General features: G+C 42.4%; 17 protein-coding genes, 1 pseudogene and 2 other annotated features. Of the genes and pseudogenes, 6 read left to right on the top strand and 12 right to left on the bottom strand.

Features of this window, described 5'->3' with window-relative positions:
* The first annotated feature begins 25 nt into the window (after window positions 1-25).
* From SK578_RS03465 to SK578_RS03445, 5 genes are all read left to right on the top strand, one after another.
* Window positions 26-262 (top strand): GlsB/YeaQ/YmgE family stress response membrane protein, encoded by a 237-nt coding sequence (locus SK578_RS03465; RefSeq protein WP_033684830.1) that lies wholly within the window; start codon window positions 26-28, stop codon window positions 260-262.
* A 78-nt stretch (window positions 263-340) separates the two neighbouring features.
* The gene (amaP, locus tag SK578_RS03460; RefSeq protein ID WP_042750590.1) at window positions 341-913 is read left to right on the top strand and encodes an alkaline shock response membrane anchor protein AmaP; all 573 of its coding nucleotides are present in this window, start codon (window positions 341-343) and stop codon (window positions 911-913) included.
* A gap of 11 nt (window positions 914-924) precedes the next feature.
* Window positions 925-1,095 (top strand): DUF2273 domain-containing protein, encoded by a 171-nt coding sequence (locus SK578_RS03455; RefSeq protein WP_000455064.1) that lies wholly within the window; start codon window positions 925-927, stop codon window positions 1,093-1,095.
* A gap of 30 nt (window positions 1,096-1,125) precedes the next feature.
* The gene (locus tag SK578_RS03450) at window positions 1,126-1,734 is read left to right on the top strand and encodes an Asp23/Gls24 family envelope stress response protein (RefSeq protein WP_000064110.1); all 609 of its coding nucleotides are present in this window, start codon (window positions 1,126-1,128) and stop codon (window positions 1,732-1,734) included.
* 30 nt (window positions 1,735-1,764) lie between these two features.
* On the top strand, window positions 1,765-1,968 hold the full coding sequence (locus SK578_RS03445; RefSeq protein ID WP_000109960.1) for a CsbD family protein: 204 nt from the start codon (window positions 1,765-1,767) through the stop codon (window positions 1,966-1,968).
* A 115-nt stretch (window positions 1,969-2,083) separates the two neighbouring features.
* On the opposite strand, the pseudogene SK578_RS03440 reads toward SK578_RS03445, so the two are convergent.
* Both SK578_RS03440 and SK578_RS03435 read right to left on the bottom strand, forming a co-directional pair.
* Window positions 2,084-2,350, bottom strand: a pseudogene (locus tag SK578_RS03440) (transposase); the annotation flags it as partial.
* Between the two features lie 39 nt (window positions 2,351-2,389).
* On the bottom strand, window positions 2,390-2,845 hold the full coding sequence (locus tag SK578_RS03435) for a GNAT family N-acetyltransferase (RefSeq protein WP_042751476.1): 456 nt from the start codon (window positions 2,843-2,845) through the stop codon (window positions 2,390-2,392).
* A 69-nt stretch (window positions 2,846-2,914) separates the two neighbouring features.
* Between SK578_RS03435 and SK578_RS03430 the strand changes: the two genes are divergently transcribed.
* Window positions 2,915-3,574, top strand: coding sequence for a prepilin peptidase (locus tag SK578_RS03430; RefSeq protein WP_042750584.1), 660 nt, complete (start codon window positions 2,915-2,917; stop codon window positions 3,572-3,574).
* Here the strand turns inward: SK578_RS03430 and trpA are convergent.
* The 10 genes from trpA to SK578_RS03375 all read right to left on the bottom strand — a co-directional run bounded on the left by trpA (window position 3,546) and on the right by SK578_RS03375 (window position 13,668).
* A complete protein-coding gene (gene trpA, locus SK578_RS03425; protein WP_042750582.1) occupies window positions 3,546-4,322 on the bottom strand; it encodes a tryptophan synthase subunit alpha in 777 nt (258 codons plus the stop codon). The genes SK578_RS03430 and trpA overlap by 29 nt on opposite strands.
* Complete coding sequence (gene trpB / locus SK578_RS03420; RefSeq protein ID WP_042750580.1) at window positions 4,315-5,538, bottom strand: tryptophan synthase subunit beta; 1,224 nt, start codon at window positions 5,536-5,538, stop codon at window positions 4,315-4,317. The genes trpA and trpB (SK578_RS03420) overlap by 8 nt, the downstream gene beginning before the upstream one ends.
* The gene (locus SK578_RS03415) at window positions 5,516-6,115 is read right to left on the bottom strand and encodes a phosphoribosylanthranilate isomerase (protein ID WP_042750579.1); all 600 of its coding nucleotides are present in this window, start codon (window positions 6,113-6,115) and stop codon (window positions 5,516-5,518) included. Before SK578_RS03415 ends, trpB (SK578_RS03420) begins: the two co-directional genes overlap by 23 nt.
* A complete protein-coding gene (gene trpC / locus SK578_RS03410) occupies window positions 6,102-6,869 on the bottom strand; it encodes an indole-3-glycerol phosphate synthase TrpC (protein ID WP_033687251.1) in 768 nt (255 codons plus the stop codon). The genes SK578_RS03415 and trpC overlap by 14 nt, the downstream gene beginning before the upstream one ends.
* Window positions 6,866-7,870 (bottom strand): anthranilate phosphoribosyltransferase, encoded by a 1,005-nt coding sequence (trpD, locus tag SK578_RS03405; RefSeq protein ID WP_042750576.1) that lies wholly within the window; start codon window positions 7,868-7,870, stop codon window positions 6,866-6,868. The genes trpC and trpD overlap by 4 nt, the downstream gene beginning before the upstream one ends.
* Before the next feature lie 10 nt (window positions 7,871-7,880).
* On the bottom strand, window positions 7,881-8,447 hold the full coding sequence (locus SK578_RS03400) for an aminodeoxychorismate/anthranilate synthase component II (protein ID WP_042750574.1): 567 nt from the start codon (window positions 8,445-8,447) through the stop codon (window positions 7,881-7,883).
* Complete coding sequence (trpE, locus tag SK578_RS03395; RefSeq protein ID WP_042750572.1) at window positions 8,444-9,805, bottom strand: anthranilate synthase component I; 1,362 nt, start codon at window positions 9,803-9,805, stop codon at window positions 8,444-8,446. Before trpE ends, SK578_RS03400 begins: the two co-directional genes overlap by 4 nt.
* A 71-nt stretch (window positions 9,806-9,876) precedes the next feature.
* Window positions 9,877-10,102: a binding site (T-box leader), on the bottom strand.
* Window positions 10,099-11,277 (bottom strand): tryptophan synthase subunit beta, encoded by a 1,179-nt coding sequence (trpB, locus tag SK578_RS03385; RefSeq protein ID WP_042750568.1) that lies wholly within the window; start codon window positions 11,275-11,277, stop codon window positions 10,099-10,101. It overlaps the preceding feature by 4 nt.
* Window positions 11,278-11,439: 162 nt before the next feature.
* Window positions 11,440-11,663, bottom strand: a binding site (T-box leader).
* Between the two features lie 40 nt (window positions 11,664-11,703).
* Window positions 11,704-12,933: a DegT/DnrJ/EryC1/StrS family aminotransferase gene (locus tag SK578_RS03380; protein ID WP_042750566.1), complete on the bottom strand. Its 1,230-nt coding sequence runs from the start codon at window positions 12,931-12,933 to the stop codon at window positions 11,704-11,706.
* Window positions 12,934-12,975: 42 nt separating this feature from the next.
* A complete protein-coding gene (locus tag SK578_RS03375; protein ID WP_004262194.1) occupies window positions 12,976-13,668 on the bottom strand; it encodes a sugar transferase in 693 nt (230 codons plus the stop codon).
* Window positions 13,669-13,785: the final 117 nt, after the last annotated feature.

The raw sequence follows: 13,785 nt of genomic DNA, 5'->3' as shown, positions 1-13,785 counted from the left end.
TTAAAATAAAAAAGGAGGGTAAGCAATATTGTGGTCAATCATTGCTGGAGGTCTTATTGGACTTTTAGCAGGTAGAATCACTAAAAAAGGTATTTCTATGGGAATCGTCGCAAATGTATTCGCTGGTTTAGTCGGGTCATCTGTAGGACAATCCCTTTTAGGTAGTTGGGGCCCATCCATCGCTGGAATGGCTTTGATCCCATCTATTGCAGGAGCAGCAATTGTTGTTACTGTAGTATCATTCTTTACAGGTAAAAAATAATTACTTGTAGTAATAAACTATTTTTAAATAGATTAGACGGGTAAAAATAGTTTAAATGTTAAATCGAAAGGATTGTATATGTCAAAAGCAAAGAAAATATGTTTCATTATTTTCTGTATTTTAATCTTGACAATTTTCCTTCCTGTTTTGATAGATTATCATCAAGTTAGTGATCTAGGCATTCAGCTATTTAGCTGGAGACAGAATCATTTCGTTGAATTTTATCTCTCTAGATATATATTCTGGGGGATAGTGGCTCTATCAACTTTAGTTTTGTTATCGATATTAGTTGTGTTGTTTTATCCTAAACGTTATTTGGAAATTCAACTTGAAACTAAAAATGATACATTGAAATTAAAGAATTCAGCAATCGAAGGTTTTGTTAGAAGTTTGGTGAGTGATCATGGATTGATCAAGAACCCAACTGTTCATGTAAATTTACGAAAAAATAAATGTTTCGTTCATGTAGAAGGTAAAATTCTTCCTTCGGACAACATCGCTGACAGATGCCAACTAATTCAAAATGAAATAACTAATGGATTGAAGCAGTTTTTTGGTATTGAGCGTCAGGTAAAACTAGAAGTTCTAGTAAAAGACTACCAGCCTAAACCAAAACCTCAAAACAAAAAGACTGTTAGTCGTGTGAAGTAAGGAAGTAAAAAATGGAATGGCTTAAACAATATCGATATCCAATAATCGCAGGTCTCATAGGCGTATTTCTCGCTTGTTTGATTATCTCCTTTGGCTTCTTCAAAACAATATTTGTATTGATTTTAGGAGCACTGGGAGTTGCAGCTGGATTATATATCGAAAAAAACTATATAGATAAATAAAAATTACTAATTTAATTAAAGGAGTTTCATATGTCAAACGAAAAAAACATTAACACTAACGTAGAAAAGAAAGATGCTACTGCTGTAGCTCACGAAATCAAAGGGGAACTTACTTACGAAGATAAAGTTATCCAAAAAATCATTGGTCTGTCACTAGAAAACGTTTCAGGTCTTTTGGGAATCGACGGTGGTTTCTTCTCAAATCTTAAAGAAAAAATCGTTAACAGCGATGACGTAACAAGTGGTGTTAACGTAGAAGTTGGTAAAACACAAGTCGCAGTTGACTTAAACATTATTGCTGAGTACCAAAAAAATGTTCCAGCTTTATATTCAGAAATCAGAGAAATCGTATCTTCAGAAGTTGCTAAAATGACTGACTTGGAAGTTGTTGAAATCAACGTAAACGTTGTCGACATCAAAACTAAAGAACAACATGAAGCAGACTCAGTAAGCCTTCAAGATCGCGTATCTGACGTTGCTGAATCAACAGGAGAATTCGCTTCAGAACAATTCGAAAAAGCTAAATCTGGTCTTGGATCTGGTTTCTCAACTGTTCAAGAAAAAGTTAGCGAAGGCGTAGAAGCTGTTAAAGGTGCAGCAACTGGTGTAGTATCTCACGAAAAAACTCGTGTAAACTAAGATAAAATAAATATAACAGGAGAAATTATCATGTCAGTAGAAGAAAAATTAAATCAAGCTAAAGGTTCTATTAAAGAAGGTGTTGGGAAAGCCATCGGTGATGAAAAAATGGAAAAAGAAGGAACAGCTGAAAAAGTTGTTTCTAAAGTAAAAGAAGTTGCTGAAGATGCCAAAGACGCTGTAGAAGGCGCTATCGAAGGTGTTAAAAACATGTTGAGTGGCGACAATAAATAAGGCTAAAAGTTACTTTATCTTTTTAGTAACATTAGTCAAAAGAGTCTGAGTCAAGATGATTCTCAGAAAACAAAAAGCTAGAGATTTCCAATTGCGGAACTCTAGCTTTTTAATTTCACCTCTTTCTCTTATTATATTTCAGCAGGTTGTTGACCATGAGTACGAATCCCATGTCAATTCTCACTTTACGCTTATCTCTCAGATGACATCTCTTATAATCCAAACAAACCTTTATCTGCCCAAAGACAGATTTCATATCAATCTTACGTTTAGCGAAAATTTGTCTACCCTTGAAAGATAAAAGTGCCTGATATTCTTTAGTTTTTAAACACCGGTAACGTTCATTCATATACAGTCCCTTTTGAGGAGCTGATTCAGGTTCATAATCGCAGTCAATATTGATTTCAAGGCTATTTGCTTCCTATCTCCCCTTTTTCATAACGTATTTCCGTACAGGTGTTTCAACCATTTGCACGATTTCAAATCCTTCTTTTTGATAAAGGTGCTGGGCTGCTTGATTTGCTTCGAGGACATTTAGAGAAATACTGTCTATGTCTTCATTTTCAAAGACCAAACTAACAAATTTCCTTAAAGCCTGGCTACCCAAGCCTTGCCCCTGTTTCTGGGGGTTGATAAAAAATCTTCCAATATGAAGATTGCTGTCTTCTTGCCTGATTTTCTGGATAAGCCCCACAAACTCTTGTCCTTCAAAGATTGAAAAGATTCCTTCCAAATCTTGCAAAACTTGAATTGTCAAGGGGAAAGGAATCATTGGTCCCATCCATTGTTCTTGAAAGGATTTGCCAAGGGAGTTGGACCATTGGCATACGAATTGAGCATTTTCTGGGCTCACATTTTCTTCAAAACGAATTGTCATCTTGACCTCACTATCTTGTCTATGTTTCTCCATTATACTACTTCTCCTATTTTTTACGAATAAATAAGTATGATTGATATTTATTTTTTTCTTGTCGGGAGCATTCTCGCTTCTTTTCTTGGTTTGGTCATCGACCGTTTTCCTGAGCAATCCATTATCCGCCCGGCTAGTCACTGCGATTCCTGTCAGACTCCCTTGCGTCCCTTAGATTTGATTCCGATTCTCTCGCAGGTGCTCAATCGCTTTCGCTGTCGCTACTGCAAGGCTCCTTATCCTGTCTGGTATGCCCTCTTTGAACTAGGCTTAGGACTCCTCTTTCTGGCTTGGTCTTGGGAATTGCTTTCCTTGGGGCAAGTCATCCTAATCACTGCTGGTTTGACCTTGGGCATCTACGACTTTCGCCATCAGGAATATCCCCTACTGGTCTGGATGACTTTCCACCTAATCCTCATGGCTTCCTCTGGCTGGAATCTGGTCATGGTCTTTTTCCTTGCCCTTGGAATCATGGCTCATTTCATAGATATCCGCATGGGTGCAGGGGATTTTCTCTTTCTGGCTTCTTGCGCTCTCGTCTTTAGCGCGACTGAATTACTGATCTTGATTCAGTTTGCTTCTGCAACAGGAATTCTAGCCTTTCTCCTACAAAAGAAAAAGGAAAGACTTCCTTTTGTGCCTTTCCTCTTACTCGCTACTTGTGTGATTATTTTTGGTAAGCTACTGCTTGTTTGATAAAGTCCTCAATAGGCTCTCCCTCGTGGAGAGCTTTTACAATTTTTGAACCGACGATAACGCCATCTGATACCGCATTGAAGCGTTCAACATCGGCTTGACTAGATACACCAAAACCTGTCAAGACTGGGATATCGGCGACTTGATGTAATTGTGCCAAGTGCTTATCCAAGTCTGCTCGGTAATTTCCTGATTTCCCTGTCACTCCATTAATAGCAACGGCATAGACAAATCCTTCTGCCCCTTTAATTAATTCTTTCTGGCGCTCAATCCCTGTCGTCAAACTAACTAGAGGAATCAAGGCGATATCTGTATCTGCCAAAAATGGTTCTACAAAGTTGGCATGCTCATGAGGCAGGTCTGGGATAATCAAGCCCTTAACCGCTGTATCTGCCAAATCTTTGACAAAATTCTCAACACCGTACTGAAAGAGGGGATTGAAGTAGGTCATAATGACCAGTGGAATCTCTGTTTCAATGGTTTTCAAGGTTTCAACTAAAGCCTTGGTAGAGGTCCCGTGGGCTAAACTGCGTAAGCCAGCTTCTTCGATAACAGGTCCATCTGCGACAGGATCTGAAAAGGGAATGCCCACTTCAATGGCAGAGACATTCAAATCTTCTAAAAAGTGGATTGTTTCAGCGAGTCCATCCAAACCTTTCTCGTGGTCTCCAGCCATGATATAGGGAACAAAAATTCCCTTTCCAGCTGCTTTAATAGCATTTAATCTTTCTGTTAGTGTCTTAGGCATGAGCTTCTCCCTTCTTTGCTGCATCTGCTTCCAAGCGGTCTTTGACTTGAACCACATCCTTGTCCCCACGACCTGATAGACAGACAATCATGGACTTGTCTGGTCCGAGTTCTTTGGCCAATTTCACCGCAAAGGCAATAGCATGGCTAGATTCCAAGGCTGGGATAATCCCTTCCACACGAGACAAGAGTTTGAATCCTTCCAAGGCTTCTTCGTCTGTCACAGGGACATAGCTGGCACGTTTAATATCGTGGTAGTGAGAATGTTCAGGACCGATACCAGGATAGTCCAATCCTGCTGAGATAGAGAAGGCTTCAAGAATTTGACCATGGGCATCTTGGAGCACATCCATGAGGGAACCGTGAAGGACACCAGGACGACCCTTAGTCAAGGTAGCTGCGTGGTGCTCTGTATCTACACCAAGTCCAGCCGCTTCAGCCCCATACATAGCTACAGACTCATCTTCTACAAATGGATGGAAGAGCCCGATGGCATTCGACCCACCGCCAACACAGGCTACTAGGGCATCTGGCAGATCTTGACCTGTCATATCGCGATACTGTTGTTTAGCCTCTCGACCGATGACACTTTGGAAGTCACGAACGATTTCTGGGAAAGGATGAGGCCCCAAGGCAGAACCAAGGATATAGTGGGTGTCGTCGATATTTGCCACCCATGAACGAAGAGCTGCATTGACCGCATCCTTGAGCACGCGCGAACCGTCTGTCACTGCCTCAACCTTGGCTCCCAAAAGCTCCATACGGAAGACATTAAGGGCTTGGCGTTTAACATCCTCTTCACCCATGTAGATGGTACATTCCATGTTAAAGAGGGCTGCAGCAGTTGCAGTTGCCACACCGTGCTGACCAGCACCTGTTTCAGCGATAATTTTCTTTTTACCCATGCGTTTAGCCAGAAGAACTTGTCCCAAGGCATTGTTAATCTTGTGGGCCCCTGTATGGTTGAGGTCTTCACGTTTGAGATAAATCTTGGCTCCGCCGATATGCTGGGTCAAGTTTTTTGCGTAGTAAAGAGGAGTTTCACGCCCCACATACTGGCGCAAGAGTTGGTTTAATTCCTCTTGGAAACTTGGGTCTGCCTGACTTTCCCGGTAAGCTTTCTCCAACTCTAAAACTGCTGTCATCAATGTTTCTGGGACGAAACGTCCACCGAATTTTCCGTAAAATCCATCTTTATTTGGCTCTTGATATTCCATTCTTTACCCTCTCTATAAATCTTCTAATCTTTTCATGATCTTTTTGTCCATCTGTCTCCACTCCGCTTGATACATCTACTGCATAAGGAGTAAAGTGTTGAATTGCTTTTACTACATTGTCTTCATTAAGCCCACCTGCGATAAAGAAAGGCTGAGTTAATCCAGTCGTATCCAGTTGACCCCAATCAAAGGTCTGGCCACTACCAGCCACAGGGGCATCAAAGAGTAGATAGTCTGCCTGAGAATTGGGCACATGACCCTCTCCATCCACCTGCACAGCCTGAATACTGGCACAAGGCAAATTCTCAAATAAATCATCTGCCACCCGATCATGAACTTGAACCAAGTCCAAGCCAACCTTGTCAATCGTTTCTAGCAGTTCTGCCCGACTTGGTGAAACAAATACACCAACCTTTTTGACATCTGCAGGAATAAGCTTTGCCAGCTCGGCAGCCTGATCCAAAGTCACCTGTCTTTTACTAGGTGCAAAGACAAAACCGATGTAGTCGACTCCTGCTGATACGGCTGTTTCCACCGCTTCTTTGGTCGATAATCCGCAAATTTTAACCTTTGTCAATCTGCAACTCCTTGATTCTCTGGGCTACATCTTCTGCCTGCATAAGAGCTGTCCCAACTAAAATTCCATTAAAGTATGGTGCTACTCGTTCCGCATCCTGCCCTGTGAAAATAGCAGATTCAGAAATGTACAAGCAATCATCTTTGAAATGTTTAGCCAAATCTACACTGGTCTGCAAGTCAACTTCAAAGGTAGTCAAATTGCGGTTATTAACACCAATAATCTCCGCACCAAGTCTGTGAGCTACCTCTAGTTCAGCTAGATTGTGAGTTTCCACCAAGACTTCCAGACCAAGCTCTGTCGCATAGTCATAAAGTTCCTTGAGGCGTTCTTCGGACAAGGCTGCCACAATGAGTAGGATGACTGTTGCACCTGCATTACGAGCTCGAATGATTTGTTTTTCATCGATAATAAAGTCCTTGTTAAGCGTCGGAATCTGTACCTGACTGGAAATCTCCCGTAGATAATCCAAATGTCCTTTAAAGAAAACTTCATCTGTCAGAACAGAAATCATCACTGCTCCGTTCGCTTCATAAGTCTGGGCCTGTTGCACAATATCCACATCTAGATTGATATCTCCCAGACTAGGGCTAGCTTTCTTGACTTCAGCGATTACCTGCAAGCGATCCTGATGATTCTTCAAAAATTCTGCCAAGCGATAGGTCTGGCGCAGGGGCTGGATTTCCTCCAGCTCCATCTGCTCAACCTCACGTGCCTTCTGCTCCAAGATTCGTGCTAAAAATTCCTGACTCATTTTTGGTACTCCTGTAACAGTCTGAGTTTTTCAAAGGCCTTGCCACCAGCAATGACTTGACGAGCTAAGGCAACTCCTTCCTTGATACTAGCTACTTTACCATTAGCATAGAAACCAAGACCAGCATTTAAAACTGTAGTTTCCAAGAATGGACTTGGTTCATTTTTAAGAACGCTGAGCAAAATTTCTGCATTTTCCTGAGCATTGCCTCCACGAATATCTTCGATAGCGTAGCGCTCCATCCCTAAATCCTCCGGAGTAAAGCTTGATAAGGTGATTTCGCCATTTTCAAGAAGTGCAATTTTGGTTGTTCCATTCAAACCAGCTTCGTCCAATCCTTCTGGTCCAGCAACAACGATGGCACGTTTGCGACCCATATTTTTCAAAACCTGAGCTGTACTTTCTAGAAGTTCTGGACGACTAATACCAAGAAGCTGTGTTTCCAAAGCCATTGGGTGAATCAGAGGACCAGTCAAGTTCATGATTGTTGGAATTCCTAGTTCCAAACGAGCTGGCATGATATATTTCATAGCTGGGTGCATATTTTTGGCAAAGAGAAAGACGATGCCAGTTTTATCAAATACCTTACCTAGTTCAGCTGGTTTGAGGTCTAGGTTGATACCCAAGGCTTCGAGGACATCTGCAGAACCAGATTTAGAAGAAATCGAGCGGTTACCGTGTTTTGCCATGTGAACACCACCACCAGCCAAGACAAAGGCTGCAGTTGTCGAAATGTTAAAGCTAAAAGACTTGTCTCCACCTGTACCACAGTTGTCCATGGCATCATGAATCTCAGTTGGAATATGTTGGGCATGCCCTCTCATGACTTGGGCAATGGCTGTGCGTTCTTCAGGTGTTTCCCCCTTCATCTTAAGAGCCAAAAGGAGAGAAGCAATTTGCGCTTCCGTTACACGCCCAGTTACGATACGCTCAATGACATCCGTCATTTCCACACCTGATAAATTTTCAAATTTTGCTAGTTTTTCAATAATCTCTTTCATCCTAGTTTCCTCACTTTACAACCTTCTCGATAAAATTCCGAATAGAAGACAAGCCATCTGGCGTTCCGATACTCTCTGGATGGTACTGAAAGCCATAAATCGGTAGGTTTTTGTGTTGAATCCCCATGATGGCTTGGTCATCAGTCGAACGAGCTGTCACTTCAAATTCTTCTGGCATTTCTTCAATCAAAATACTGTGGTAACGCATGACTTCACGGCCATCCTCGATACCTTGATACAAAACAGATGGCGCTTCAAAGCTGATATTGCTCTGTTTCCCATGCATGACTTTTGGAGCCAAACCTAACTTACCACCAAAGACTTCTGCAATGGCTTGGTGACCCAAACAAATCCCTAAAATCGGCTTCTTACCTGCAAAATCACGAATCATGTCTTCCATCTTACCAGCATCAACTGGCCAACCAGGACCAGGAGAAAAGACCAGACCATCTGCTTTTTCAGCTTCTTCATACAGCTTGGGATCATCATTTCTCAAGACCTGTACTTCTGCAAAATTCCCAATGTATTGGGCCAAGTTATAGGTAAAAGAATCATAGTTGTCAATCAATAAAATCATGGTCTTAGTTCTCCAATTCTAGTCATAGATTTAGCCTTGTTAATGGTTTCTTGGTATTCGTTTTGGGCGATAGAATCGTAGACAATCCCTGCCCCAGCCTGCACATAGGCTGTTTGATTTTTGAGAATCATGGTTCGGATGGCAATGGCGAAATCCATATCACCCGTCGCAGACAAGTAGCCGATTGCTCCTGCGTATACGCCACGTTTTTCTGTTTCCAGTTCATAGATGCGTCTCATTGCTCGAATCTTTGGTGCTCCTGAAACTGTTCCAGCAGGAAGTGTTGCTTTCAAGGCATCCATGGCAGTAAGTTCTGGAAGCAAACGCCCCTTGACCACACTGGTCAAATGCATGACATAACGGAAGAGCTCCACTTCCATATACTTGGTGACTTGGACACTGGCCGTTTCAGAGATGCGGCCAATATCATTACGACCCAAGTCTACTAACATCCGATGCTCTGCTGTTTCCTTCTCATCCGAAAGCAGGTCTGTCGCCAAAGCCTTGTCTTCTTCATCCGTAGCTCCTCTTGGTCGTGTCCCTGCAATCGGATTGGTTGTTACGATGCCATTTTTGACAGAAACCAAACTTTCTGGACTAGCTCCGATGATTTGATAATCCTCAAAATCATAGAAATAAAGGTAATTAGATGGATTGGTCACGCGAAGATTTCTGTAAAAGTCAAATGGATTTCCAGTCACTTCTGCTGAGAAGCGCTGACTGAGCACGCATTGGAACATATCCCCGTTGCGAATCAAGTCACGAGCTGTTTCCACCATTTCCTCAAACTTCTGAGGAGCGATATGCGGTTTGAAGTCTAACGGAGATAGATCCAAGTCTTCAAATTCATTTGGAGCAGGAATGCGTAATTCCTCAAGCACTTGGTTCAAGGCTTCTTCCAAGGCTTCTTGACTGCGCTCGCTATAGAGAGCATCCTCGATGACATGGATTTTCTCCTTCTTGTGGTCAAAGACCATGTAACTCTCATAGACGAAGAAATGCATGTCTGGCGTTCCAATTGTATCTTCAGGAATTTGACCAATTTCTTCATAAAGCGAAATCATGTCGTAGCCAACAAATCCAATGGCTCCCCCACCAAAAGGGAGGTCTGAATGGTGCTGTCTCTTATGAGTCACTTCATAAAGAAAATCCAAGGGATCACAATCAATCACTTGACCATTTTGATAAAGAACTCCATTTTCAAACTTAATCTCAAAAACTGGATTATAGGCTAAGATAGAAAAACGAGCGGTTTCCTTGTCTCTCGGAATACTCTCTAAGATAACCTTGTGTTGCCCCTTTAGGCGCATATAAGCCAAGATTGGTGATAAGACATCTCCATGAATGATTCGTTCCATTGTAATTTCCCTTTCAGTTCTACTTCTAGTCCGTGGTGACTGTATGAAAAATCCCCACGCAAAACAACTTGCGTGAGGACGAAATTCGCGGTGCCACCTCAATTATAGGATTTCTCCTATCTCTCATTCCTGTCTTAGAAAGATTCTGTAACAGGCTGTGCTATAAAGGGCACTCCCTTGAGAATTATGTTTTCTTCTCTCGTTTCAGATGGACCCAACCATACAGCTTTCTCTGCTTGTTTCCAGCAACCACAAGCTCTCTGTGAGAGAAAAGACTGTAATTTTTCCATCTATTATTTTTTAGCTTCTAGGTAGTCCGCAATTGCAGCTACGTCCTTGTCTCCACGACCAGAGACATTGATGATGATAATGTCGTCTTTACTTAGTTTCGGTGCACGTTTAACTGCTTCTGCGATAGCGTGCGAACTTTCAATCGCTGGGATAATTCCTTCAGTCTTGCTGAGAAGGAGGAGAGCCTTAACAGCTTCTTCATCCGTCGCAGCCACATATTCCACGCGACCTGAATCTTTGAAGTAGGCGTGTTCTGGGCCAACCCCTGGATAGTCCAATCCAGCTGAGATAGAGTAAACTGGGGCCAGCTCTCCATCTTCCTTAAAGACTGCATAAGTCTTCATACCGTCGACAATTCCTATACTACCTTTTGTCATAGTAGCTGCGTGCTTGTCTGTGTCAAGTCCATGACCAGCAGCTTCGACCCCAACCAATTTAACTTCTTCATCAGCTACATACTGAGAAAAAGCACCAATGGCATTGGAACCACCACCTACACAGGCAATAACATAGTCTGGTAAACGACCTTCTTTTTCTAAGATTTGACGGCGAGATTCTTCACTGATGACCTTTTGGAACTCGTGGACAATGGTAGGATAAGGGTGAGGACCTACAGCAGATCCCAGAACATAGAAGGCTTCAAGGTCATTCATCCATGCTCCAAAGGCTGCATCAACAGCATCTTTGAGGGTACGAGTCCCTGTTTCAACTGCGTGAACAGTTGCTCCCATCATCTCCATACGGAAAACATTGAGACGTTGACGCTCCACATCCTCTGCCCCCATGTAGACATCACAGGCCATACCAAACTTGGCTGCAGCCGCTGCTGTCGCCACACCGTGCTGACCAGCTCCTGTTTCCGCAATCACTCGTTTTTTGCCCATGCGTTTAGCCAAAAGAATTTGTCCTAAAACGTTGTTGAGCTTGTGAGAACCAAGGTGGTTAAGGTCTTCACGTTTGAGATAAATCTTAGCGCCACCTAAGTGTTCTGTCAAACTTTCTGCAAAATAGAGCGGTGTTTCGCGACCGGAATAGTCCTTCAAGTAATGACGAAATTCTGCCAAAAACTCTGGATCATCCTTGTACTTGTCAAATGTCACTTCCAACTCATCCAACAAAGCCTGAATCGGCTCCGGTACAAAACTACCACCAAATTGTCCAAAATAACCTTTAGTTGTCATAAAATTTTCCTCTTTCCATATTAATCCGGCCTTTTTGTTTGCTTTTAGTAGTAGGCAAGGAGCTGTAGATAGAACTCAAGTTCATCAAAGCAACTTAACGCCCTAATAAAAGATAAACAAAACGACGGATAGAAAAAAGCCCACACACGGAATCTACTTCCGTGTGAGGGCGTTGGTAACGCGGTGCCACCTCAATTATAAAGGGACTATCCCTTTACATCTCTTCCTTGTCTAACAACAAGTTGCACTGTAAGGTGTGCGCACCGAATTTTCATTGTTTCAAATTCATTTTTAAAATCAGCCCACTTTCACTACTTCCAACCACCTGTTCACAATTCCCACAGGCTCCCTGAAAATCAAAAATAGTTACTTTTCTGATTTGTTGAACTTATTTTAATACTTTGTTTTTTCTTTGTCAAGACTTTTTTACAATTTTTTTGATGAAGCTATTACTTTTTCAGAAACTGTTTTGAAAGTCTCAATGATATAGTCCACTTCTTCATCACTTAATTTAGTGTGAAGAGGGAGCGTAATTTCATTTTCAAAGAAGGCATAGGCTCTTGGATAATCTGCCATATCAAAACCAAGATTCTTATAAGCTGTCAAGAGCGGAAGCGGTTTGTAGTGAACGTTACTTGCAATTCCTGCTTTAGCTAATTCTTGGATAATAAGATTGCGTTCTTCTAAGCTCGCTCCTTCTACATGGGTGATGTAGAGGTGACGTGAAGATTCGACAGTTTCAGTCTTGTGTGCCAAAGGATGGATGCGAGAACCTGCAAAACCACGATCATAGCGATCCACGATGTCCTTACGACGTTGCAACAAACTTGGGTAACGATCCAATTGTACCAAACCAAGGGAAGCCATGATATCCGTCATGTTGCACTTGTAGGCTGGTGTAACGATATCATATTCCCAAGAACCCAATTGCATCTTGGCAAGAGCGTCTTTAGTTTGCCCGTGAAGGGAAAGGATTTGGAATTCCTTGTACATTTCTTCGTCATCAATCGCTGGATTGGCTTTCCAAGTGGCACTTCCACCTTCTGCAGTTGTAAAATTCTTAACGGCATGGAAAGAGAAGGAAGTAAAGTCAGCGATGGAACCAGCTGGCTGTCCTTTATAAGTAGATCCCAAAGCATGGGCACTATCAGAGACAATCACAATACGGTTAAAGGCCTTTTGCCACTTGCTTGAAGCAGTAAAGAGGTCACGTTTTTTCTCCACGACTTGGAACAAACGGTCATAGTCGCAAACAATCCCTGCAAGCTCTACTGGGATGATAACCTTGGTCTTTTCAGTGATAGCTTGCTCCAGCAAGTCATAATCCATCTCAAACGTATCTGCTTGGATATCCACCATGACAGGGGTCGCCCCTACGTGAGTGATAACACTACATGAAGCTGTATAGGTCATGGCTGGTACGATGACTTCATCACCAGGTCCCACTTCCAAGACGCGCAAAATCAACTCAAGCGCGGCAGTCGCAGAGTTAAGACAGACAGTCTTGGGCGTCTGTGTGTATTGAGACAAGCGACGCTCCAGTTCTTTTGTCTTAGGACCTGTTGTAATCCAACCAGAACGCAGGGTATCCGCTACTTCAGCAATTTCTGCTTCCGTAATATCGGGTGGTGAAAATGGAATATTGTAATTTGGCATTGATTTGCTCCTTTTATCTGTACTCATTTTCTCATGACTACTTTATTTTAGCACTTCAAACACGGTTTGAAACATGATTTTGATGTCTCCAAGGAAACTAAACTCTCGGAGATAGTCGAGGTTATAGCGCATCTTTTCAGGAAGAACATTCTCCACATAGGCCTGGTCAACCGACAAACCTTTCTCCGTCATTTGACTAATAATGGTGTCCTCATCCTTGTAGTTGATGCTGGCTGGAGAGGTAATCCCTGCTGGCAAAAGCAAGGTTGCCATCATTTCAGGGCTATACTGCTCTGTGTAACGTGGCACTTCAGGACGTGTCCCAACAAAGGACATCTCACCTTTAAGGACATTGACCAGCTGAGGCAGTTCATCCAAACGCACACGGCGGATGAAATTGCCAACCTTGGTAATGCGGCTATCGTTAGCAGAAGTCACCAGACTCCCTTTTTTATCCGCATCCGTCACCATGGTACGGAACTTCCAAATCTTGAAAGGTCGATTGTACTGGGTCACGCGCTCTTGCTTGTAAATCACTGGCCCCTTGCTATCCAACTTGATCCAAATGCTCAAGATGAGAAAGATAGGAGAGGTTAGAATCAGTAAGACCAAGGCTAGAACCCAGTCCAAGCAACGCTTAAAAATCAGCGAACCTTTCCTTTTAGAGACAAGCTGGTAGTAAGACTCAACCTCGCTTGATTTCATTTCCACGGGCAAGTCTTCCCATTTCAGCATGCTGTTTCTCCTTTGTTTTTATTATACTATTTGTCAACATTTTTCATTATACCACAAAATGGAAAAGGCGGTGAAAGAAATCTGTAATTTGAAGGATTTCCTTCTTACGGTCAATGA

The organism is Streptococcus mitis, from assembly GCF_000722755.1.
Taxonomy (GTDB): domain Bacteria; phylum Bacillota; class Bacilli; order Lactobacillales; family Streptococcaceae; genus Streptococcus; species Streptococcus mitis_CM.
This window is presented reverse-complemented; position numbering and strand designations above follow the sequence as displayed.

Coding starts and splice junctions, on each gene's coding strand:
- amaP (WP_042750590.1), top strand. CDS start 341: ATGTCAAAAGCAAAGAAAATATGTTTCATTATTTTCTGTATTTTAATC.
- SK578_RS03455 (WP_000455064.1), top strand. CDS start 925: ATGGAATGGCTTAAACAATATCGATATCCAATAATCGCAGGTCTCATA.
- SK578_RS03450 (WP_000064110.1), top strand. CDS start 1,126: ATGTCAAACGAAAAAAACATTAACACTAACGTAGAAAAGAAAGATGCT.
- SK578_RS03445 (WP_000109960.1), top strand. CDS start 1,765: ATGTCAGTAGAAGAAAAATTAAATCAAGCTAAAGGTTCTATTAAAGAA.
- SK578_RS03435 (WP_042751476.1), bottom strand. CDS start 2,845: ATGACAATTCGTTTTGAAGAAAATGTGAGCCCAGAAAATGCTCAATTC.
- SK578_RS03430 (WP_042750584.1), top strand. CDS start 2,915: ATGATTGATATTTATTTTTTTCTTGTCGGGAGCATTCTCGCTTCTTTT.
- trpA (WP_042750582.1), bottom strand. CDS start 4,322: ATGCCTAAGACACTAACAGAAAGATTAAATGCTATTAAAGCAGCTGGA.
- trpB (WP_042750580.1), bottom strand. CDS start 5,538: ATGGAATATCAAGAGCCAAATAAAGATGGATTTTACGGAAAATTCGGT.
- trpC (WP_033687251.1), bottom strand. CDS start 6,869: ATGAGTCAGGAATTTTTAGCACGAATCTTGGAGCAGAAGGCACGTGAG.
- trpD (WP_042750576.1), bottom strand. CDS start 7,870: ATGAAAGAGATTATTGAAAAACTAGCAAAATTTGAAAATTTATCAGGT.
- SK578_RS03400 (WP_042750574.1), bottom strand. CDS start 8,447: ATGATTTTATTGATTGACAACTATGATTCTTTTACCTATAACTTGGCC.
- trpE (WP_042750572.1), bottom strand. CDS start 9,805: ATGGAACGAATCATTCATGGAGATGTCTTATCACCAATCTTGGCTTAT.
- trpB (WP_042750568.1), bottom strand. CDS start 11,277: ATGACAACTAAAGGTTATTTTGGACAATTTGGTGGTAGTTTTGTACCG.
- SK578_RS03380 (WP_042750566.1), bottom strand. CDS start 12,933: ATGCCAAATTACAATATTCCATTTTCACCACCCGATATTACGGAAGCA.
- SK578_RS03375 (WP_004262194.1), bottom strand. CDS start 13,668: ATGCTGAAATGGGAAGACTTGCCCGTGGAAATGAAATCAAGCGAGGTT.